The 22,823-nt window shown below is 60.2% G+C and carries 17 protein-coding genes and 1 pseudogene; 1 reads left to right on the top strand and 17 read right to left on the bottom strand.

The annotated features are described in order from the left end of the window. Window positions 1-95: 95 nt before the first annotated feature. From GN112_RS29185 to GN112_RS29140, 10 genes and pseudogenes are all read right to left on the bottom strand, one after another. Complete coding sequence (locus GN112_RS29185; RefSeq protein WP_155313383.1) at window positions 96-1,889, bottom strand: heavy metal-binding domain-containing protein; 1,794 nt, start codon at window positions 1,887-1,889, stop codon at window positions 96-98. Window positions 1,890-2,021: 132 nt separating this feature from the next. Next, complete coding sequence (locus GN112_RS29180) at window positions 2,022-2,408, bottom strand: hypothetical protein (protein ID WP_155313382.1); 387 nt, start codon at window positions 2,406-2,408, stop codon at window positions 2,022-2,024. Between the two features lie 21 nt (window positions 2,409-2,429). Continuing rightward, a pseudogene (locus tag GN112_RS29175) lies at window positions 2,430-2,900 on the bottom strand (DsbA family protein); the annotation flags it as partial. Window positions 2,901-2,912: 12 nt separating this feature from the next. Next, entirely contained in the window at window positions 2,913-3,143 is a 231-nt protein-coding gene (locus GN112_RS29170) for a hypothetical protein (RefSeq protein ID WP_155313380.1), read from the bottom strand. Between the two features lie 57 nt (window positions 3,144-3,200). Beyond that, window positions 3,201-4,997: a S8 family serine peptidase gene (locus GN112_RS29165; protein WP_155313379.1), complete on the bottom strand. Its 1,797-nt coding sequence runs from the start codon at window positions 4,995-4,997 to the stop codon at window positions 3,201-3,203. Window positions 4,998-5,066: 69 nt separating this feature from the next. After that, window positions 5,067-5,519: a hypothetical protein gene (locus GN112_RS29160; protein WP_155313378.1), complete on the bottom strand. Its 453-nt coding sequence runs from the start codon at window positions 5,517-5,519 to the stop codon at window positions 5,067-5,069. Window positions 5,520-5,680: 161 nt separating this feature from the next. After that, entirely contained in the window at window positions 5,681-7,522 is a 1,842-nt protein-coding gene (locus tag GN112_RS29155; RefSeq protein ID WP_162459165.1) for a cadherin-like domain-containing protein, read from the bottom strand. 16 nt (window positions 7,523-7,538) lie between these two features. Continuing rightward, on the bottom strand, window positions 7,539-8,903 hold the full coding sequence (locus tag GN112_RS29150) for a multicopper oxidase domain-containing protein (protein ID WP_155313376.1): 1,365 nt from the start codon (window positions 8,901-8,903) through the stop codon (window positions 7,539-7,541). Between the two features lie 15 nt (window positions 8,904-8,918). Further along, the gene (locus tag GN112_RS29145) at window positions 8,919-10,196 is read right to left on the bottom strand and encodes a multicopper oxidase domain-containing protein (protein ID WP_155313375.1); all 1,278 of its coding nucleotides are present in this window, start codon (window positions 10,194-10,196) and stop codon (window positions 8,919-8,921) included. Window positions 10,197-10,274: 78 nt separating this feature from the next. Beyond that, window positions 10,275-15,716: a peptidase associated/transthyretin-like domain-containing protein gene (locus GN112_RS29140; RefSeq protein WP_155313374.1), complete on the bottom strand. Its 5,442-nt coding sequence runs from the start codon at window positions 15,714-15,716 to the stop codon at window positions 10,275-10,277. Window positions 15,717-16,551: 835 nt separating this feature from the next. Here GN112_RS29140 and GN112_RS29135 point away from each other — a divergent pair. After that, window positions 16,552-16,929: a hypothetical protein gene (locus GN112_RS29135; RefSeq protein ID WP_155313373.1), complete on the top strand. Its 378-nt coding sequence runs from the start codon at window positions 16,552-16,554 to the stop codon at window positions 16,927-16,929. 111 nt (window positions 16,930-17,040) lie between these two features. Here the strand turns inward: GN112_RS29135 and GN112_RS29130 are convergent, their stop codons facing one another. From GN112_RS29130 to GN112_RS29100, 7 genes are all read right to left on the bottom strand, one after another. Next, the gene (locus GN112_RS29130; protein ID WP_155313372.1) at window positions 17,041-18,036 is read right to left on the bottom strand and encodes a hypothetical protein; all 996 of its coding nucleotides are present in this window, start codon (window positions 18,034-18,036) and stop codon (window positions 17,041-17,043) included. Beyond that, the gene (locus GN112_RS29125; RefSeq protein WP_155313371.1) at window positions 18,033-18,719 is read right to left on the bottom strand and encodes an ABC transporter ATP-binding protein; all 687 of its coding nucleotides are present in this window, start codon (window positions 18,717-18,719) and stop codon (window positions 18,033-18,035) included. The genes GN112_RS29130 and GN112_RS29125 overlap by 4 nt, the downstream gene beginning before the upstream one ends. Window positions 18,720-18,878: 159 nt before the next feature. Then, entirely contained in the window at window positions 18,879-20,015 is a 1,137-nt protein-coding gene (locus tag GN112_RS29120; protein WP_155313370.1) for an ABC transporter permease, read from the bottom strand. After that, window positions 20,012-20,338 carry a hypothetical protein gene (locus GN112_RS29115; RefSeq protein ID WP_155313369.1) on the bottom strand — a complete coding sequence of 109 codons (327 nt, stop codon included), beginning with the start codon at window positions 20,336-20,338 and terminating at the stop codon, window positions 20,012-20,014. Before GN112_RS29115 ends, GN112_RS29120 begins: the two co-directional genes overlap by 4 nt. A gap of 22 nt (window positions 20,339-20,360) precedes the next feature. Continuing rightward, a complete protein-coding gene (locus GN112_RS29110) occupies window positions 20,361-20,867 on the bottom strand; it encodes a nitrous oxide reductase accessory protein NosL (protein ID WP_197743430.1) in 507 nt (168 codons plus the stop codon). After that, window positions 20,860-21,414 carry a nitrous oxide reductase accessory protein NosL gene (locus tag GN112_RS29105; protein WP_155313368.1) on the bottom strand — a complete coding sequence of 185 codons (555 nt, stop codon included), beginning with the start codon at window positions 21,412-21,414 and terminating at the stop codon, window positions 20,860-20,862. Before GN112_RS29105 ends, GN112_RS29110 begins: the two co-directional genes overlap by 8 nt. 34 nt (window positions 21,415-21,448) lie before the next feature. Next, window positions 21,449-22,813, bottom strand: coding sequence for a sigma-54-dependent transcriptional regulator (locus tag GN112_RS29100; protein WP_155313367.1), 1,365 nt, complete (start codon window positions 22,811-22,813; stop codon window positions 21,449-21,451). Window positions 22,814-22,823 lie beyond the last annotated feature (10 nt).

Here is a 22,823-nt window from a genome sequence, read left to right as displayed (position 1 = left end):
TCGCAAGAAGAATGTTCAATTGTTCGTAAAAAACGACGAGCACCTCAGACATTGCCTTCTCCCACTAAGAACGGACCTTCGATGACCAGGCCCTTTTATCGAATTTCCTTTTTCAATTTCTCCAACCGCGCTTTGATTTGACGGTATCGGTCGGCCGACGGCTTGCGGGCCGCCGGACGTGAAATCCCTTTCGCAGTAGACGGCATCGGTTCCATTTTATCCTCATGCCCCATGGCGGTCATTCCCATGGCCGGGGCGGCGGCGTGCCGGGAGTGCCCGGCCATCGTCGCCTGATGGCCGCTGTCGTGGTGCATCAGGCCGGACCCGGCGATTTCCGTCTCGACCTTTCCGGTGGTGGGCATCGCCATGGCCGGCATGGCGGCATGGCCGGCGTGCATCCCCATCATCGCCCGGCGGCCGGCACCTTGCTCCATCATGCTGGGTTTGGCAAGAATTTGAACCGCGCTGTCGATCTTGAAGTTGCCGTTGGTCACCACCGTCTCTCCTTCCATGAGTCCCTGCCTGACCACATAGTAGTCGCTGGCCCGCGGCCCCAGCAGCACCTCACGCCCCTCATAGGTTCCCGATTTTCCAGGGTCCTCGACGTAAACCACCGCCCGATTTCCGGTGATGAGAGGAGCGGTGTCGGGGATCACCAGGGGGGCGCCGGCTGATTCCTCCCCGGGTGCCGCCGCACCATCGGCGGTCAGGGTTGAATGGATCACGCAGCGAACCAGCATATTCGGTTTCAACCGTTTGGCCTTGTCTGTGTATAGCACACCGACCTCGAACGTACGCGTCCGGGGGTCGAATTCCGTATCCAAGTACAGTACTTTTCCCTTGAAGATTTCTCCCGGGTAGGCATCCACCGTGAACTCGGCTTCCTGGCCGAGGCGGACCCAGGGGAAATCCGTGGCGTAGCCTTCAAGCCGGGCCCATGTATACTCCGGATTGGCAACCGTAAAAACCGTTTCACCGGTATTCACGTATGCCCCCTTGAAAGCGAACTGCTCCTGAACCACACCGGTCGTGGGGGTAATCACCGTCGAGATACCCGAGGGCAGGCCACGGGCCATGACCCGTTCGATGTTCTCCTCGGTCAACCCCAGCAATCGCATTTTGCGCTTGATCTGGGCGAGCTTTTCCAGTGCGGCCGTTTTGGCCGCGATTTCCGCCGCCGGCGCCTCTCCGGTCCTGGGAATGCTGAACTGCCGACGCGGCGGGCGCATCTGCCGTTTGTAAATCTGACCTCTCGCCGGCCGAAAATCGACCGGATCGGGAAATGCCTTCAAGACTTCGAAAAGGTCCTGCTCAAGGACAAACAGCTCCGAGGAGTGCATGTCGAACAGCGGATCGCCCCGGCGCACGGTCTGGCCGGCACGCTTCACATAGATGCGGTCGATGATTCCGGGAGCAAAGGCCGTCACCTTGTACTGTTCGACCGGATCGTATTCGATTTTACCATAGAGCTTGATTTTGGCGGTAACGAACTTTCGTGCCACAGGAGCAGTCCGGACACCGATTTGGTGCAGTTGCTGCGGTCTGAAGGTCACCTGTGGGGATTTATCGGCGTGGCGATGGTCCGTTGTCACCATCGCCACCAGATCCATCCCGCAGACCGGACATTTTCCGGGTTTTTCCATGGGTGGGACACAGTTCATGGGACAGATGTATAGGGCTTGCGCCTCGGGCATTTCCCCCGGCATCTGGGCCGCATGGACGGTCTGAACGACCGGGTGGCCGTCATGCGGCGGGTGCATGGGCTCCTGGCCGGTGTGAGAATCGGCGTCGTTACCATTCAAGCCATACCCCAACCCGGCACCTACCATTAAGGCAATGGCCAGCACCAGGGATTTCTTGATACGGGTTCTTTTCGTCAGCGTTTTCATGACCGGCCTGCCTTTGTTGGGATGCTGTGCATCCGGCCGTTCCCCCCTGGGTCACGAAAACCAGAGGGCGGCCGGGTGCCGCGCAAATGGGTTATCGACCAAATTTTGGGCGCAATGGGGCCTTTGTTTCATTTACTGCCGGGCGTTGTGCATGATCCGTTTGTGTTCCCGGTCCAGCCTGAACTCATAGACCCCCCAGCACTTCTCCTGGCATTCCAGCTGGCCCCCGCAATCGTCGGTACAGGCGGTGTACTCCTTGGACAGCTTGTTTTGGATGCCGGCCCACTCCCTTTTCTGCGAATTCGGAACGGCGCTGGTATCGAACATGGCATCGAGTTTGTTTGAATGGTTCGACTGGCTCGCGGCAGCCTTACCGTTTGCCTGCCCATTGGCTGCGGCCGCATGGCTGTCGACACTAACCATGGCCAGCACCAGGCCGAGCGCCGCAGTAAAAAAGAACATTTTCATAAACCAGTGCCATTCATTATCCTGTCGCATGACGTTGATGTTATTTTTCATGGGTCGGTCTCCTTGTCGTATTTATCGATCCGAAATGTCGTCAGCCGCATCGCTTAATGAGATGGCGGCCCCGTGATCCAATTTGTCGAGGATGTTTTCGATGTCGGCCTGAAAGCGGGCAAAACTTCTGTTTCTCAATAGTCTGCCATTAATGAAAACGCTTGGTGTTGAGTTCACGCCGATGCGAAGCCTCTCGCGAACATCCCTGTCGATGGCCGTAATCACCCCGGCGGCGTTCATGTCCCTGAACAGCCGCTGCTGGTCAAGGGAGAGGTCCCGGGCGATCTCCATGATTTTGGGGAGGTCGATCTGCCGATAATTCAAAAACAGCAGGTCGTGAAATGCCCAGAACTCGCCTTGCATCTCCGCGGCCAAAGCGGCGGCGGCCGCTGCCCTGGCATAGCGATGGCCCGGCAGGGGAAAATTCTTGTAAACCACCTTCACATCCCCGGCATACGTCTCGAGCACCTGCTCGAGGACCGGCTCGAGGCCGGCGCAGGCCGGTCACTGAAAATCACTGAACACGGCGATGGTCACCGCTGCATCGGCCGTCCCCCGCTGGGGGGAAGCCGACGTGTCGATGGTTTGAATTTGAAACGCATTCGCATTGGCCTTGAAGGCCATCGCGCTTTGGACCGTATCAGGCGGGGCCGGGCGCGGTCCGGCATCCGTGCGAACGCCCGGGATGGCGGTTAGCAGGGTGATGGCCAGTATCATCAGCAGTCTTTTTTTCATTGGTTGTATCCTCCCATCAGGCGTTTTGCGGGGAGCAAAGGACAATTGGGGTGGCGCCTACTTTTTCTTGCCTTTCCCGTAATTGCCGCCCCCACCGCTGCCGCCACCGCCGGCATCCAAAGTGGTGGCTGATGCCGTATACCCTTCCACACCGCCGACGGCGATGTTGCCCGGGTCTTGCGGCACGTTGCGCACGGAAATGCTCCACAGGCTTTTTTTACGGTTCCAACCCATGGACCCATAGCCGACCAGCTCGAGCGCCGCATCTTTACCCAGATCACTCGTGGCCTCGACAGTAAGCTTCTGGTCCGCGGCAAGGTAAACGGCACTGACGATATCGATGGTCAGGTCATAGCCGTTGCAGTTCTGGTCGATGCCGTCATTCTTGATATCGCTTGCGGATGGGTTGCGGTCGACGTTGTCATCGTCGCAGTCTTCTAGCGTTCCGCACCCGTCAGTGGAAAAATAGCCGTCGTTGTCGCTGTCCGCACAGCCCGGCGGGTTGCTCAGAAAGGTACCCGCCGCGGCCGCCTGAACCAGCCCGTATCCGGAAGCATTGTCCTCGAGAGGTTCACCCAGGTCGACGGCTGACTGCATCAGCGCATCTTCCATTTCCACAACCGGGGCGCCGGGGTAGGCATCCTTGAGCAGGGCCATGGCCCCGGCCGCATGGGGGGCAGCAATGGAGGTTCCCGTAACCGCCCCGTAGCCGCCATATTTATTGGCGGTATTGACGTCGACGCCGGGGGCGCTGACCTCCGGGAACAGCCCGCCGCAGGCCGACGGCCCGCGTCCGCTGAAGACTGCAATGGTGCCGGTCTGATCTACGGCACCGACAGCGAAGCTCTCCGGATAATTGGCGGGGCTGGTATTGCTGGAGGCATAGGGGCCGCCGTTGCCGCCGGAAAACACCATTGCGATGCCGGCGGCTTTAAGGGTCTGCACATCCTGTTGGAATTCGGTAATGCACTGCCCCTCGGCACCCGACAGGCCCCAGGAGTTGTTGATCACATGGGGGGCGTCCGCGGTGTCCGGCAGGCCGTCCGGATCCAGCAGCCACTGGTAGCCCAGATGGATGTCGCTGTAGGATGCCGTTCCGCTATCACTGAACAGTTTCACCGCGATCCACTTGGCCCCCGGAGCCACGCCGATCGCAGAACCGCCGGCCAGGACTCCCATCACGGCGGTGCCGTGTCCGGTTGAATCGTAAGGTGTCGAATGCTCCCCGTGGGGATCAAACCAGCTGTTACCGCCACCTCGCCACGACGCGGTAAGATCCGGGTGATCGGCATCGACCCCGGAGTCCATGGTGGCCACCACCACGCCCGAGCCGTCGATCCCGGCCGCCCGCATGGCGGGTGCCTGAATCGCACCCAGATTGTCCCAGGCGCTGCCGGACGACATGGTCAGCTCGGTCTCCGGATCAATCGGCGCGTAAATCGTATCGTCCAGGACGATGCTCGCCACATCCGGATGGCCGGCGAACTCCAGGATCTGTTCCGGGGTCAGGCGAACGGCGATGCCGTTGATTATCCACAACGAAAGCATTTCCTGAATGCCTTTGGCCCTCAGTGTGGCTCTCAGCAATCCCTGCGAGGTGTGGGCATTGTCCTTCAACAGGGCGGACAATCGGGATGCCGCCTTTTGGCTGGCATGACCGGTTTCCACGTCCACGGTGTTGTTCAAACGGATGATCACCGGCATGGCCTCATCGGGCGCGGTCGATGCCATCGTTTCCGTCAGGCGGGCGCCGATTTCGCCAGCCCGGGCCCAACCTCCGGTGGCGAGGACCAGGGCCAGAGTCACGACCGCGGCCACCGCCGCTAATGATTTGATTTTGGTTGTTTTCATCATGGGAACCGCCTTTCAACAGCAATCGACACTCCAACAGCGTAAAGGTGGGTGAGCGACGCGGCAACCGCGTCACTCCACCGTGAGGTTGTCGATCCTGGCATCGCCGACGACCACCGATACCGGGTCGCCGGATTTGATCAGGTTGGTCGGGTTGCCGAAAAACATCCAGTAGATGCGGCCCTTTTTGTGCTGGTAGGTGCTCATCAGCGGGCCGACCTTTGCCGTGCGCGGCACCGCCAGCACCTTGCCGGTTTTCTGGTCGACCAGGTGGGGCCGGTTCTCTTTGGTGAACAGGGTGTCGGCCTTCCGGCTGTCCAGCACCCGGTAGCGAAAGTCCACCATGTGATTGTTGGCCGACAGCCGGACGCTGGTCACTTCGATGCCGTATTTTTCGGCCACGGAGTTCGGCTTGGCCGGTGCCGCAGCCTGGCTGGCAGCTGCGACAAGGGCGAAGCCCAGCATCAGGACGAATGACAGGGTGAGGATGGTTGGGACCCGATGGGTGATATTTGATGGTTGCATGGGGATCACCTTTCGTTGTTGGTTTCGATGGATCGGAGTTGGCTGAAACGGCTGTCCCTCCCCTCGCCCGTTCCCGCCTGGGAAAGGGAGAGGAGAAGCGGTGGTTCAGGTTTGCGCCGGTAACCACCGGACAGCCGCAAGAAACAATACCGGGCCAGACGCTATTGCACGTTGATTCGCACGGTGGCCACGTTGGATGTCGCCCCGACGTCGTCGTTGACGGTGTACTGGAACGTGTCCGTACCGCGGTAGCCATTGTTTCTCGGCGTATACGTGATGGTGCCGTTGCCGTTGTTGATTACGGTACCGCCGGCCTGGGTCGTCGATCCGGTGGTAATCACAACCGACGTCGCATCGATGGTGCCGTCGGAATCCGTATCGTTGGCGACAATATCGTAATTAGACAGTGTTGTTCCCCGGGCCGACGAGGTGGTGTCATCATTGGCGACCGGTGGTATGTTGTCGGGTGGCGGCGGCGGTGCAATGACAGTGACGGTCACCGTGGCCGTTGAGCACAGCGGGCCCGGATCGCAGGCGTCGTAGTCGAAAGTCGCCACATCACCAGCCGTTAGCCCTGTGGCGTCAAAATCGAATCCTCCATCACCGTAACCGGTAAGGCTGCCGAGTGCTGGCGTCGTCCAGTTCTGGGCGTTGAGGGCATCTCCGTCGGGGTCGGAATCGTTCCCGAGAACCCCGGGGGCCGCCACATTCAAAATCTGGCCTTCGATCGCCTCGTAACTGTCAGCCGCCGCCACCGGCGCATCGGGAAGCCCGTTAACGGTAATGGAGACCACCGCCGGCGCGCTGTTCGGTCCACCCCCGCCGTCATTTGCAGCGTAGGAGAACTGGTCGGCACCAAAGAAGTCCGAATTGGGGGTGTAAGTGAAACTGCCGTCGGACGCTAACGAGAGCGCTCCGGACGACGGACCGCTCACCAGCACAGCTGCTAACGCCCCACCGGTATCATTGGCGAGCACGCCGGCTGGGTTCGGAGCCACACCGTCAGCCGTCAACGTGCCATCCTCATCCACCGAGTAGCTGTCGGACACCGCCGTCGGTGTCCCACCCACTGCACCGGCCTGTAAAACGGTAACCATGCCTCCGTTTACCAGGTGAAGCGCCCGGTCATAGACCGCATAATCACCATCGGCGCCGGCATTGACGACGGCATCGATGGTTTTGCCCGCCTGCAGCTCGATGCCATATTGCCAGATGGGTTGTGGGTAACGATTGCCGTCCTCACCCACGAGGTTCATGTACAGCCCGCCGCCGATTGTCGGCACCACGGTACGCAGCCCCGCATTAACGAAACGCAGCAGGATGTCCTGGTTCGTTCCGATGCCGGTGGGGGGGGTGGCCGGATCATAGGCCTCGCCGTTGATCAGGAAATACTGGGGATTCCAGTTGATCACCCGGGCGCCGCCGTAACCGGCGGGATCTGCATTGAGGGCCGGATCGATCTCACTGAAGACGAGTACCTGGTCATCAAAGTAGGAAACATCGGCATATGCCATGCCCGGGGCCTGATCCACGACCAGAGCGCCATAGAGCCCCATGGGCACCTGGGTGCGGATCCGGTCCGTGGCGCTGTGGAAGAGAAAGGTACCGGATCTGTTGGTGAGGTCGAAGACGTATGTGGCGGTTCCGCCGGGATCGGCCTCAGCCGTAAACTTACCCGCTGTCCCGCCGCTGGGTATGCTCATCAGGCCGGGAACGAAAAACGATACCGGCTCGGATAGGTTGTTGGTCAGGTTGATGGTCAGGGAATCTCCGGAAGCGACCCTGATCACGGGATTGGGAAGCGTCGCGGCGCCTGCCGCGCAGCTCGCTCCCGGCACATAGCCCCAGATCGGCACCACCGTGGTGTCCGGCATGGTCACGCTGCCCGTCGTTGCACAGAGATCAATGGTCACATCCGCCGCCAAGGAGGGCGCCGCAAGGGCGAGGACCACCAGCACCAGGACCGGCAGCCTGAATCGATTGAATCGTATCGTGTATTTCATCATCATCCCTCCTTTTTTAGTGTATCGGGGTGCCAGGCGGTTCGACCACCATCATGGAGAGCATGCCGCCGGGAAAAATGTCGAAGTTGGTCAGCTCCTTCTCCGCGTGGGAGTGCCACATAAAGAAGAACCCGCCGTAAGGATTGAGGCCGCCTTCACCTGGAGGCAGAGCGCCTGAACCGCCCATGTAGGGACTGCCGGACCACCAGCCGCCGAAGGCCAGGTTCTGGGTCTCGGGGAGCACGACCGGAAACTTTTTGTCATGGTCGGCGCAGTACTCGTGTTCATAGGTCGAGCCGGCCGAGACGTCTCCGAAACCGTCTCCGTCACCGTCGATACAGTCGTGAGCCGGCATGCCATCCAAAGTGGAGCCATAAATATCCCATCCCAGCTTTTCGCCGGTCCATTCGAAAATGGCGTCCACTGTCTGGCCGGGAACCGACAACGTGGTGAAGCGTTTGCGCGGGGCCAGGGTCTCGCCGTCCGCCAGGGTCAGCAAGCGCCCGTAACGGGCGATTTCCTTGTAATGGTTGCCGTGCAGGTGCAGCGGGTGCTGATCTCGATCGCCTCCGATAATCCGTACCAGCAACCGTTGTCCGGGAGACATGCGCGGCGTACAATTATACGGCTGGTGGGGCAGCCACCCGACAAAAGGGGCCGCCAGGTCGTCGGGCGCGGCCCGGCCGTTGATGAACCAATAGACCGGCCAGCGCTGGGTGAGGTCAATCTCGGCGAAGCGGTTCTGCTCGGCGAGCTGGTGAATACCCGGATCCATGGAGGTGAGCAGAAACATCACCTCGTGATCGAATGCGGTGTCCGCGCGATCATAAGCGTATCCCACGTCGCCGCCGATATCCATGGCCGGCCGCACGATAATGGCCCCGACCAGGCCCATTTCAATTTGCAGCTCGGGCTGGGTGCCGGAATAGTAAGTGTAGGTGCCTGGATCGGTGGCTGTGAAGGTGTAATTGACAGCGGTACCGTTTGGGCAGGTTTCCCGGGTCAGCGGGCCGTCCTGGTCACCGCCGCTGGCTGTCACGGTGTGCCCTGGAAACACCATCGATGTGCACTGGGGCAGACCGCTTGTCAGGCTGATGGTCACGGAGTCGCCCTGGTTCAGGATCAGGGTCGGCCCCGGATACTGGGGCACCCCGACGCCTTCATTGCCGCCAAGGTCCTGGTAGCCCCAGAAATGAATGGAGCCGCCGTCGGGCGTACTCAGTTCTCCGGCACCGGCCGTAAAACTGAATGCGGTCACGTTTTCGATGCCGTCAATGCGGGCTTGGGCATTGGCGTGGCCGGGGTTAACCAGCGCGAGCACAGTCAGGACCACGATCGCGAGAACCCCGGAGGGTCGTATCCTTCTGTAGATTCTGTTCATAGCGTTCCTCCTTCGTTAGTTGATCACGATCTTGGTCATCATGCCGCCCAGATCCGCTGCTTCGTCGTTGTTGGCCAGGTACTGCAGATTGGCTGCATAGATGTAGTATTCACCAGGGTCGATCCCGGCGGTGTCAAGGATCACGTCAGCCGACATGCCGCCACCCATGCTCACCGAGTTGGTGGTGTAGTGAAGCTTGCTGCCGTCAGCGGCCATCAGCTCCTTGGCATCGATCGCCACGACCTCCATGGGGATGGACGGGCTGATCAAGGTATGGGTGACGGTGATGTTGAGGTTGGAAAGCCGCAGCAGGATCCTGTCGCCCTGGGCAGCAGTGATCAGGGATGACTCCGACTGGGACACGATGCCGCCGTTCTCTGCCGGCGCCGGTAAAGCCCCCGGAACGGTAGTGTCCGGGTAACCCCGGCCGTTGATCATGGGATAACGGTCCCACATCATGGCAAAGGGCAGCGGCTGCACGGTCCAGGAGGCGTCGTGGAAATCGGGATCGAAGCCGCCCAGCTGCAGGGCATACTCCACGTCATAGCCCGTGGAACCGTCACCGTCGTTGTAGGCGAATTGGTTGTAAATCCTGCCCGAGCCCGCCGGATACTCGATAGGGCCGGCCTGGGCAGCCCGCACATACAGGTTGCCCAGCATGCCCATCTGCATGTGCTCGGTAGCCTCCACGTGACAATGATACATATAGGTGCCCGGGTCCTGAAGATTGTAATAGTAAGTCAGGGTGGCCCCCATGTTGATGGCGATGCCCGATTCGGGCAGGCCGTCGAACACGGTCGACGAATTCGGAAAGCCGTGGAAGTGCACGGTATGCGGATCGAAGAGGTCGGGCCGGATCACCATGCCCACGTTGGTCAGGCTGAGGTAGAATTCGTTGCCTTCGTCCACGGCAATGGCCGGCGCGGGAAATTTGGCAGCCAGGGCACCGGCGGCCATTATATCGTCGGAAATGTCTCCATTGCCATTTTCGTCACCAATTCCGGTCAGGTCCTCGAAACTGAAAATGTACATGGGTCGGCCGTCGGCCATGGTCACGAAACCGTCACCACCGCCGAGGTGCATACATTGGATATTTCCTCCCAATTGTGCCAACAGGGCAGGCTCGTCGTATCTTCCAGCCTGCGGGCCGGTGCTTTGAACGTCTTCGCAGTCGCCGTCCCCATTGATGTCGCATGGGCATTGAACATCCACCGCGGCCCAGGACGGCACCGCCAACACAAGGATCAGCAGACCTGTCAGGAGCGGAATCGTCAGTCGGTTGATTGTATTCATGGTGTCACTCCTTATGGTTTTCCCCCTCTCCTTTTCCTCGGATAGGAGGAAAAGGGGAGAAAGGGGGTCGTTGTTTGATTACTCGGCAATTTCGTCTGCACCGATGTCGAATGCTCCTTGTGGCCGCTGTTCACCGTCGTAGTCCTCGGCGAGTCCGCTGGCAGCAGCACCCGCGGCCGGTGATCCGGATATGATGTGATAGTCGCCGAACAGGGAGCCGGGGAGGCCGTCGTTGGGTGCGGCATCGTCATACAGGGACAGCGGACCGTAGCCCGGACGAACGAAGTTGCCGCCCTCGTCGAAGGCCGCCGGCGCCTGGATGGCGGTGACGACCTCAGGCTGGGCCACGGCCCCTCGCGCACCGTTGAAGTACTCGGATACAAAGAGGCTGCTCGGATCCGTGGGACCGGTCCAGCCGCCGGGAGTCAGCAGGTTGTCGGTGCCGGCAAGGGCCCCCACCGTTCCGATGACCGCCAGGTCATCGAAGACCAGAGCGTTGCCGCCGGGACAGGCCAGTGCACCACTCGGATCCGGGCAGATCCCGTAGGTCGAGAGGCAGGCCGGGTCACCAGGCGTGCAGCCGGAAGCCGCGTCCACCCAGAAGAAGAACTGGCGGTTCTGCCAGACGATGTTCTGCGAGAACGCCGTCGTACCGGCACCGGAAAGCGTCGGATCGGCGGAGAACGTGCCGATGTTACCCGAAGCAGCGGCTAACTGCGTGCTGTGGGCACGGCTGGCGATACCCGCACCAGGCTGCGGTGTGGACTGGTTGGGGCTGCCGGGTGAAAATGCTTCGCCGGCAGTCGCCAGGCTGTCATTGTTGGCAATGGTGTTGTCCTGAATTTTCACTGCCACCGCGTCCTGCAGGGAGATGCCGCCGCCGGCCAGGCCGGCCACGTTGTCGACGATCATATTGTTGAAGATGTCCACCGCGTACCACTGCGGCGGGTCATTTTGGTTGTTCGGCGGGTCGTTGTTCGGGTTATTGGCCACATCCAGGCCGTTGACAGCGGTCAGACGCAATCCGCCGCCGTCACCGGCACCAGCCGAGTTGCCCTGGATCAGGTTACTGAGGACCTGGACGCTACCGGCACCGGGAGAAAGACCGCCCGGCGTCAACGGTGGTGCACCGCCGATAAAGATGCCACCGCCCGAGACGGTCAGGCCCTGGTTGAAGGTTTCGTTGAAGACGACAATGTTGTCGGCGATCAGCGGCAGAGGACCGGATTGGCTGCCTTGCTGCATCTCACCGCGGCCACTCACACCGATATGGCCGATACCGCCGCCGTCGGCGGTGGAAAAGTTGCCGCAGACCCAGTTCTCGGTCACGGCATAGGAATCGGCACCGGTGCACATGGAGATGCCGCCACCCGCACCGCCCAGGCCGCCGTTGAAGACCACCTGGTTATGATGGATCGACACGAAGTCGTTGTCCGCATCGATATAGCCGAACCCGTCCGGATCGGTGAGGATCGGATGACCGATGCGGACGCCGCCGCCGTAAAAGCCACTGTTGTTGGCGACACGGTTGTTGGAGATCTGCAGGTAGTCCGCATATCCGTTGGCGATGATGCCGCCGCCGGTGTCCGCACTCTTGATGGTGAAACCGTCGATGCGGGCACCGCGATTACGGTCACGCTCGAAACGGCTGTTGCCGCCTGCCGTGGCGAGCACCAGGATGCCGGCACCTTCTTCGGTAAACAGGGTGGTGGGTTCGGGGTTTCCGGGAGCGACCTCCTGACCGTTCAGCAGGTCGACGCTGCCATTGGCGATCAAGCCCTCCACCAGTGCGCGCCACGTGTCAAGCTTGTCGGTGGGAGCCTTGATGGCGTTGATGACCGTTGAGCCCTCACCGAACCCCTGAAGCTGCACCGGTTTCCACATGACCACCATTTCGTTGTATACGCTGGGCCGGACCATGATCAGGTCGTTGTCGCCTGCCGCGTTGATCGCGTTCTGGATGGTCTGGTCCAGGGGCGGAAGCGCCTGCGGCGTGGCCGGGCCGATCACCGTTGCGGTGGCCCCCTGTCGCAGGCCCACCTGGACGGTGACGCCGGCCACCGTGGATTGGCCGTTACCACGGGTCACAATCAGCTGGCGGCCACCGATCACATCGGCAGCGGGTAGGTCGCCAATTTTGATGTCGGCGGGGACGGTGCAGGTGATCGGGTCGCCCCAGGTGCAGGACAATGCCCCGAGGTCGCCCAGGGTCACGGTGCCGGAGGCGCCGAAGCCGAAGTCGCGGGTGATAAACTTGTTGGTGGTATCCGAACCGTCCGGGCAGGCACCCGCGGCCGGGTTGCAGTAGTCGGGGTTCTGAACTGTTGTCTCACCCATGGAGGTAATGGTGAGGGTCTGCTCGCCGCTGACGAACACCCCGCGGCCAGCCGGGTTGCCAGCGGTCACCGAGTAGGTCGGGATGTACGGCCCGCCGCCGACGCCGTTGGTCTGCACGTCCACCGAGTAGATCCGGGGCGTGCCGTCCGGGTACTCGCAGTCCAGCGGGAACTGGTCCGGGCCGGTAAAGGCCGCCACCGGCACCACCGGGGTGTCCAGGTAGGTCGTCACCCCCGGCATATACTGAAGGGTGTAACAGAAAGTGCTGTACTGCTGGTTCCAGTTGGGGTCGGGGTTGTTGGGGTCGTCGCCCGGATCGTTCATGCAGGCCGTCAGCATATTGGGCGACATACCGCTGGGCTGCGGCAGGTTGGCCGTAATCGTGGAGGGGGCCAGGAAGTTATAAAGCCCGTACTGATCGGAGAGGGTCTTTCCGATCACGCGGCCGGTGAAGTCGCGAATGGTGATCGGCAGGAAGGGGGGAGCGTACTTTTCGCCGAAATTGGGCGAGTTGGGATCGAACTCGTTCTGGGTGTCGTCAAGGATGAACCCCAGGCCGTGGGCGGCCACCGGCACCTCGGTAAACAGGTGGAAGTCAGCAGCGGCATTGGCACCGGCCGACACGGTGACGAGTTTGCTGTCGCACAGGGGCCTGTCGGTGCCGGCAAACGGTGCCGGGATGCCTTCGTCCGGGAACAGGGTCAGGAGACCAGGCACGGTGTGCAGCGGACCGACACACTCCGCCGGCAGCAGCTCGGGAGCCGGGGTGTATTCGTCGCCAAAGTCCACGTTCTTGTCCTCAGGCTTGACAATCTCGTATCCCGGGGGCGGCATCACCTCGACGATGTAGTCGCCGGCTTTGATATAACCGATGGTGGGGTCGGCGTCCGACGGGTTGACCCAGTCCGGACAAACGCCGCCCGGGCAGTCAATCTCCGGTCCAAAGGCGAAACCGCCGTCAAACACGGCCGGCCGCGCCTGGTTGAACATGCGCAATCCGTCCCAGCAGTCCTGCTCGTAGAAGGTGGTACCGTCGGGAGAAAACATGAAGGGGCCTGTACCATCGTTGCCCCACTTGCAACCGGTGGGAATGTTGGCGTCCCAGCTGTCGGTCTCGGTGGAAGCGAGCAGCGCTCCCTTGGTGGCAACCCCGGTGACGGGATCGACGCCTAAGGACTCATACAGGTTGACGGTCACATTCGGGATCCCCGGTTCCCACGGTTCGGCCGCTGCCAGTTCGGGATCGTTCTCGGCCCGGGTCACGGCGTAAAAGACAATGCCCGAAATACCGCCGTTGCCGGCGATTCCCGGAGCGATGTCCGGATAATGGCGCTTGCCCCAGAGAAAGGCGTTGGTCTGACCGATGAATCCCTGGAAGCCCTGGGTGAGCACCGTTCCCTGCTCGACGCGGTAATCGATGGTCTCCGTTCCCGGACCGGTAGGCGGGTTGGTCTGGTCCTGGGGATTGATCGCGCGGCCAAAGGTCCAGTCAAGGCCGTCCAGTGGCGGTTCCTGACCACCGGAATCGCCGATCGGCCCGCCGGCATCAACGACCACCTGCAGGCCGGTGGCCTGGAAGCGGGCGAAGTCCACCTCGGCGACCAGCCAGGAAAAAAACGGAAAGACCTGGTCGAAGGTGTAGGCGCCGGTGCCGTCGGAAACGTTGCCCTGATAGACGGTACCGTCACGCCAGCGTATGTTGAAAGCGGTTTCGGGAGCGCCGGGAAGTTCTCCCAGATCCCACTCTCCGTTACCGTTGATATCGTCAAAAACACGGTGTTCGGAACGGTGAAACCACTGGAATACCGGCACCTCGCCCAGGTCACAGGAGCCGCTGGGAGTGCTGCACACCCCACCCGTGATCGTGACCCCGTAGGTGGCGAAAATCAGATCGAGGTTGGAATCCCATACGGCGAGCTGGTAGGTGCCGTCGGGGACGTTGGGAATCGTGAAGCCACAGTTCTCATCGGTCGGCGCGGCATAGATACCGGTACCGATTCCGCCCCCCGCCATGTCGTTGAGGCCGACCCACGGCGTGGTGTGACCGAAACAGGCGCCGTTGTAAAAGGCGTAGTCCGGCGGCCGCGACATGTGCTGGTTGACAATGGTGCCGCTGAGGGCGGTGGTGCCGCCTTCAGGGATGTTATCGAAATCCTTGACAAAACCGATAAACACATGGAATCCGGGCGGGCCGAACTCGGCAAAGTAAGGCGGTTCGCCAGCCTTGACCCAGGCGTCGATCACCTTGGTGCCCTCGATGGTCGCGGTCTGCTGCCAGCCCATTCCAGCGGGTGGCACCGCCGAGATACCGTATTTCCCGGGGGCCAGGTTCTTGATGGTCAGCCGGCCGTCGGGGCCGGTGATCAGGGGTGCAAAACCGGTGACATTTCCGGTTGCATCATAGGTAGTGCCCAACGGGTTGCCGAAAGCGTCCTGGCTCTGCACGCCGGCAGATGCACCGTAACGGCCGCCGGCGTCCTCGACGAGGATCTGAAACCCGTCCATGGGATTGTCGGGCAGGCCGTCGCCGTTCCCGTCATTGGCCGGATCCTCGGTGGGCAAATCGGGCGCGTTGTTGATCGGCGCATTGTCATGGAAGATCAGAATCGTGATCTGGGCGGTCTCGATGGGATGCGCGTTGACATAGACGGTGGTTGCCGGAATATTGCCGGCTCCATCAGTGACGAAAGAAGCGCCACCGATGGTGTAACCGGAGCGCGGCACCACCGAAACATAGTAGTGGGTGTCGGGAGCAAGCACGCCACCGGGGACAGGGAGTTCGGCACATGCCGCAGCGGCCTGCCAGGCGGCGTCCGTTCCGGCGCAACCCTTGGCCACCACCGGCATGTAGCTCTGGTGAAAACCCACTGACAGCGTCTCACCGCCGGTAAGGCCGTCGTTGAGCTGGTCCCAGTTGGGATCGAAGGTGGTCGGATCGGCGGCGCCACCGGGAAGCGTTTGGACATGGTAGGTTTTGTCCTGTTCAACCAGCCAGCGGTAATCGGAGCCGCCAAGGCTGGTCTCGGTGCCGTCCGGCGAAACGCCAATAACGGTCAGTCCCGGAAGATTCGCCGCGCCGGCGTTGGTACCGGTTATCAGGCCGATACACAAAACAAGTGCGAGCAACCCGAAACGACTGAACCTTGTCCGCAAACCAGGTAGTTGCTTATTGATTTCGCCCATGGAAGCCTCCTTTGGTTAGATAGGGAATCGGCCGTTCGGAAAAAACGGGTCGCCGGTCGCGCCGAAAACCCCCTTGATATTTTGATTTTCTTGAATTCCTGGGTAAAACGAACGCCCATCCCCACAGGAATGGTCACTGCTTTGCTGCCGCTTAGCTAACTCAATTCCTGTGCCAGGGCGGCAAACGTTCCAAGAAATAAAATAAAATCTTTAATTTCTAATAGTTATTCTTTTTCCGGATGATGGTAGGAGGATGGGCCGGGAAAAACGCGATTCATGCCGACCTATGTCAAAATGACACAGGGACATGTAAAATAGGATTTATAATCGGATAGTTAAAATAGAACTGGCCGATTATGACACAATCAATAATCGACCAGTGAACCCTTTTTTCTCTCGCCCGCTTCGCTCGAGAACGCTGAGACGCAGAGGGGATCGATTTCTGAAGTGCGAAATCAATTAAAAATGGATGAGAAACCTTCATTCAAAATTTAAAATTCATCATTAAAAATTGGTTTTCTCTGCGGCTCTGCGAGAGATTATTTTTTCAGATGACGGAGCGAAAGCGATCTCATCATTACAACTCGCTCCCATGCTCCGCGTGGGAGCGTCAATGGCGTTCATAGACGGTGAGGGTTCCCACGCTGGAGCGTGGGAACCCGGCAAACCGACCTGCGCCTGTTGGCCTATATTTTGCTGAATGGGGTTCAACCATATTTTTCCATGCTTTCCGCCGATTCATGGATGGCGCTGGCCGATATCAGGGAGTCCCGGCAACGATAAAACATTCCGGAGGCCCTTATCCTTCTTCTTTCACAAAACCACGAGAGCGCTTATGAGATCCGACCGACGACAACATAGACGCTTCGACACGAATCCGGAAACGGTGAAAACGGTCATTGTCTCCCATCGAAAACAATTTTCCGTCAGGGACATCAGTCTGGGCGGGATGATGGTCGAATATGTTCCCGGGGCCAATGAACGCTTCGATACCTTATCGATCGATGTGATCGCCACAGCCCACGATCAGGTTTACCTGCGAAACATCAACTGCCGGACCGTCTACGACATTCTCGCCCTGGCGGAAAACAAAGCCTTCAGCGGAGAGACGATCAGACGGCGCGGCCTGAAATTCACCGGGTTGACCCGAAACCAAACCCACACGCTGAAGCGCATCATCGACCGGTTGCGTATCGATTCACCCGACAACTGAAGAACGAACTCGCTCCCATGCTCCGCGTGGGAGTGTCAATGGGTTCATAGACGGTGAGGGTTCCCAGGCTGAAGTGTGGAAACCCGGCAAGACGGATTCATAAAAAGCAGCTTACCCCAGACGGAAATCCGAAAACAGCATGGGATAGACGGCGATGGCGATGGTCAGCAGGCTGGCGCCGAGGCTCAGCCAGGCGTATCGGCGCTGCAGCACCGGCACGATGGCTGCCAGGCTGCGAATCTTACGGAAGCGGTCGAGCACGCCGATCCCCATGCCGAAAATGGCGGTACCGAAAATGCCAAGATAGAGGGGATAGCCCACATAGCCGTAATACGCCTGCAGCAGGTCAAACGGACAATGATGGGTGGGGAGTTCGTAATAATAAGGTGAAATCCAGGCGATCACCGAAAGAATGGCAACGACGAATCCCGTCAGGCTGATCCAGCCCAGCAGCCGCCCTCCCCGTCCGGTGACAAGCAGATGGATGCAAAGACGCACCTGCAACGCCAGGCACGCAAAAAAGACAACCCGCATCGCCGACGGCGGCAGGGCGGCAACGGTCCCGGCGACGCTGCGGGCGTCGCTGCTGAACAACACCCCGCAACAGGAGGTGATCACATGGGCCTTCAAGCCTTTGAAATAGCCGAACTGAAGCAGGGCCGCGGTTATGACCAGGACGGTGACCACCACCAGCAGGCGATACTTGAAACGGATCAGGGGGTAATCTTCCGCCTGGCTGTCGCAGCGGTTGACGATCAGCCAGACGCCACAGACCAGCACCGAAGCGATTTTTACCACCAGGGTGGGATAGCCGTAATCGTTGACATGCAGGGATCCGGCCGCGCACATGGCACCGACAAACATGGGGTGCAGATAATCTGCCGTATAAACGAACAGGAACAGGCTGAAGATCTCGAAACTCAGCAGGTAGGCCATGATGGTGGATATCAGGTGGGTACGGCGTTCCAGTCCCAGCTGTTCCTCACTTCCGCTGGCAAGATCCCAGTGCCGGACAATCCGGATCCCCCAGGCGTAGGCATAGACGGCGAACCCCACCGTGAGCAGGGATCCGCCGATCAGGGCGACGATGGCCGGGTTGACGATCATGCCACCGCCGCGTCGGTGGCCAGGCGGCCGTCATGGAGGCTCACCACCGTGTCCACGGCACGATGACGGCAAACCATGGGATCGTGGCTGGCGATCACCACCGTGTGTCCGCGTTCTTTGAGGTCGGCAACGATGGCCATGAACTGCTCGCTGAGGTCGCTGTCCAGGTGGGCGGTGGGTTCATCGGCGATGAGCAGTGACGGCCGGTTGATCAGGGCACGGGCGATGGCCACGCGCTGCTGCTCGCCGCCGGAGAGATGTTGAACCGGCAGGGTAGCCAGCCGGGTGATTTCCAGTTGGGCCATCAGTTCTTCGGCACGCCGGCGGACGGCCTTGAACGGTTCTCCCAGGGGCAGCGCGGGCAGGATCACATTTTCAAGCACATTGACACCCCGGATCAGATGGTAATTCTGGAAAACAAACCCCACCTGGCGCCGCCGCAATTCGGCCAGAAACCGTTCCGGCAGGCTGGTGATTTCCCGCTCCCCGAAAAAAATCCGCCCGGAGGTAGGGCGCGCCATTCCGCCGATCAGGCTCAAGAGGGTCGTTTTTCCGGAACCGGACGGTCCCTGGAGCACCGTGATCCGCTCACCCGTTATGCCCAGGGTCACCCTGTCCACGGCCGTGTGGGACCGGGAACTGCCGGCTGCGTAGGTTTTGGTGACGGCATTGAGTCGAATCATGTTGGATTCCCATTGGGTCGCAATCACAGGGTAACCGTATTTGGTTTTCGCATCCCTTTAAAAATGGATTAGAAACCTTCATTCAAAATTTAAAATTCATCATTAAAAATTGGTTTTCTCTGCGGCTCTGCGAGAGATTATCTTTTCATCAAACGAGGGTCACAGTTGTCGCATCACGGCGTCCGGATCGATCGTCGCCGCTCGCCAGGCCGGTATGATTGTCATCAGGGCATAGGGAAAGACGGTCAATCCCAGTACCGCCGCCAGCTGATAGATGTCCACCGCCGGCACCGGATTCAACTGGGGATAGAGGACGCCCCAGCCTTTGATGGCGTGTTCGAACAGGCTGGCATCGGCCAGGTAGACGTGCAGGTAGGCACCGATCGCACCCAGCAGAAATGCCGACAGAGAGATCACCAGCCCTTCGTAAAATTTGAGCGTCAGCACGTCGGCAGTGTCCCAGCCGATGGCCTTGAGGGTGGCGATCTCACCGCGTTCTTCGGCGCTCAACTCGGTGGCCTTGTCCAGGGCGAAAATGAAAAAGGCCAGCAGCGCTCCCGCCAGCATCACCAGGATATAACCGCTGCGCCAGTCGAACAGCGCGCCGTAGGTACGCAGGATCTCATCCCGCAACACCGGCCGGGTGTCCGGCAGGCGACGCACGATCTTCTCGGCCACGGTCTGGATCTCGTTGGGGTTGCGCACGGCAACGGTAAAATCTGTGGCCAGGCCGGCGGGCAACCCGAAGATCTTCTGAAAATCGGACGGATGCACCAGCATCAGGTCGGCGCTCACCAGTTCCGTGTCCGCCGGCAACAACGCACCCACCGTAAGAGTGACCGGGGTACCGTCAACGGTTTTAAAATAGACCTCACCACCGGGATGAACGCCCCAGGTCCTCGCCACGCCGGTACCGATCCGGGTTCTGCCGGGCGGTATATCCCCCTCAGCCATCACGGTGTAGTTGGCCTGGGCGGCCGGATGGTAGTAATACCCCCAATAGCGGGGCGTCACCTGCCGCACCCCGCGAATCTTCCGGAGAGTTTCCCGGTAATCGAGGGGGATGGGCATCACCCGGCCGGCAAGCATTCGCTGAACGGTGATTTCCGGGGCATCGCGAAGCACGGCGACGGCCTCCTTGCGCAGGGAAGCGGTAAAAAAGAGGACCGAGACCAGGAGAAAAACGATCAGCGCGTATCCGGCCAGCAGGGCGCCGTTCTTCATCTTGCGGCGCAGCAGGGTGGACAGGCAGAAGTCGATGAACGCCCGCTGGCGCCGCCACCAGATCCGGATCATGGGGCACCGCCAGGGTAGACGATCTGGCGCCCGGGGAACAGATGCGCGGGGGGCGCCAGCAGGCTTTCCGAGGGAAACTGGGTGATGGCCAGGGGGTGGTTCTGAAATGGTACAAAGCGGTCGGCCAGACTCGGATGGCGGGTGTAGGGGGCTTCGGTGAACAGGGCGATATCGGTCAACTGAAGCCCACGGACCAGTTCCCGCTCCCGTTCCAGCCGGCCGGCGGCATCCTGCCGCGGCTGGAACGGATGGAACCCGATGAGGAGCAGCAGCAGGGCGGCGCCGGTGGCCGTCATGCCCAGATAGAGTGTCGATTTGCGCATCCCCGCCCCCTGGCCATAACCGTCAATCCAGTCGGCTGATGGTTGCCGGTTTGACCTGCTGAAAAGTCAGTATCCGGCGCCCGTGGTGGTCGTTCTTGAATTCCCGGGCATCGGCCTGCGTGCGCAAGGGAATCAGCTCATGCCCCATGGGGCCGAAAACGTCACTGCCAACGACATAAAACGCCTCGCGGGCGTCCATGGGTACCATATCGTAATACTCGGTGACACGGATCCGGCGAATCTGTTCCACCCGCCGGTTGGGATCGTAGCGATCCAGATCGAACAGATACTTGAACATGTCCTTGGCGCCGTCAAAGTAAACGGTGTGCCCGTCCGCGTAAGTCACCGACGCCAGGAAGTCCGGATAGCGGTGAACCACCATCCCGCAGACGGGACATTTGTGGGTCGAATCCGGCACGGGGAACGGTTCGTCCTGGGATGCGACGGCGGTGATGGCAAACACGCACACCGTCAGTACGGCCGCACCGATCCCCACCATACGGGCCATGCCGCGCCGCAGGTCACTCATGGGCCGCTTTTCCGTGGGTCATCTGGCCGTGTTTCATCTGCCGCATGCGCTTGCGCTTTTCGCGGATCATGCGCGTGTCCTTGTACATGTCCTCATAGGCCGCCGATATGGCCGCCTCGAAGTCCGCAATCCGGCCGCCCTCTTTTTCGACAAACCGGCGGGCATCTTCGGCGTTAGCGAACGCCCACTTGGCATTGGCGGTCATCACGCCCATCTTCTTCCCGCCGATTACCCAGGTCGCCGTTTCCACATCCACCAGCCGATGGGTGTTCAGATCCGCCACCTCGATGGTAACGGGGATTTTCCCCGGATGGTAGGCCAGCTCAAGCGCCGCGCAGTGCAGGGAGCAGGCCCCGAACTGAGAGCCGTCGGCATAATGAATCAGCATCCGCGAATGAGCAAACTGATGGCGGTCCATGCCGCAGATGGGACAATGGGGGATCGCCGATATGTCATCCTGCCCGGCCATCCCTGAAGGTGGCAGAGCCCATAGCAGACACACCAGGATACCCATCAATGCCAATACTCGAGCCGTTTTATTCTGCATCTCTTCTCCTTTTTTTCGTGATGGCAGCAAAAAATTAGGCTACGCCGTAGCTCTCCAGCTTTCGGTGCAGGGTGCTGAGGCTGATTTCCAGCAGGCGGGCCGTTTCCGACTTGTTCTTCTCGGCCTGGTCATAAATTTTGAGAATATGCCGTTTTTCCACCTCCTGCAGGGCGACCGGCCCATCATCCATGACGCCTCGTTTTCGCGGAGAACTTTTCTGCACCAGATGGTCCGGCAGGTGCCCTGGTGCGATGGGCGCGCCCTGGCTGAGATTGATGGCCGACTGAACCACTGACTTCAGCTCGCGGATATTCCCCGGCCAGGCATAGTTGTAAAGCAGGACCAGTGCTTCATGGGTGACCTCTTTTGGGGCGAACCGGGCATCGGCGGACTGAATGAAGTGATCCACCAGCAAAGGGATGTCATCCTTGCGCTGGCGTAACGGCGGCAAGTGCAGCCATCCGCCGCGCAGACGGTAAAAGAGATCTTTGCGGAAGCGCTTCCGGACAATCAATTTTTCGAGGTCGGCATTGGTGGCGGCAATGAAACGAATGTCCACCTGTTGCGGTCGGCTGGCGCCGATCTTGATGAACTCCCCGTCCTGCAAAACGCGCAAAAGTTTTCCCTGAAGCTCGACAGAAAGGTTGCCGATTTCGTCCAGAAACAGAGTGCCCCGGTGGGTCTCTTCCAGGTAGCCGGCACGATTGGTCTGCGCACCGGTAAACGCGCCTTTAATGTGACCAAAAAACTCGGCGGAAAAAAGATTGCTGTCCAGGGCATCCATGTTGATCGGTGTATAGCGCTTCCCGCTGCGTGTGCTGGCCCGGTGGATCGCCCGGGCGAGCAGTTCCTTGCCGGTGCCGGTTTCGCCGCTGATCAGAATCGGCACGTTGCTCTGGGCATGCAGTTCCGCCTCCTTGAGAATTTTGAACATCAGGGTATCGCTGGTGACAATCTCGGCAAATGCGTCCGGTTTTCGCAGGCTCGGTACATCATTGCTTTTGCTGATGTCGAGAATGTCGACCAGCCGTTTTCTCTCTATGGCCCGGGAGAGAGAGAGCACCAGGTCCTCTTTGGAAATGGGCTTGACCAGATAGTCGTAGGCCCCTTTTCGCAGGCATTCCACCGCCACGCGGGCCTCGTCGATGGCTGTCACCATGATGCATTCAGTTTGGGGGCTCAGCTCCTTGAAGCGTTCCAAAAGCTCGATGCCCGACAGTCGCGGCATGGTGATATCGATCAGGGCGATATCGTACTCCTTGCCGGCCTCCAGCGACTGGGCGATCACCATGGGATCCGATTCCAGACTCACCTTTTTGAAACCGGATGTGATCAACCCCCGGCGGACACTGTCGAGAAAATCAACTTCATCGTCAATGACAACAATATGGCTTTCCATGGTAACCCCT

It is taken from the genome of Desulfosarcina ovata subsp. ovata, assembly GCF_009689005.1.
Lineage (GTDB): Bacteria > Desulfobacterota > Desulfobacteria > Desulfobacterales > Desulfosarcinaceae > Desulfosarcina > Desulfosarcina ovata.
Note: the sequence above shows the minus strand (reverse complement) of the source record. Positions and strands in the feature narration are given on the sequence as shown.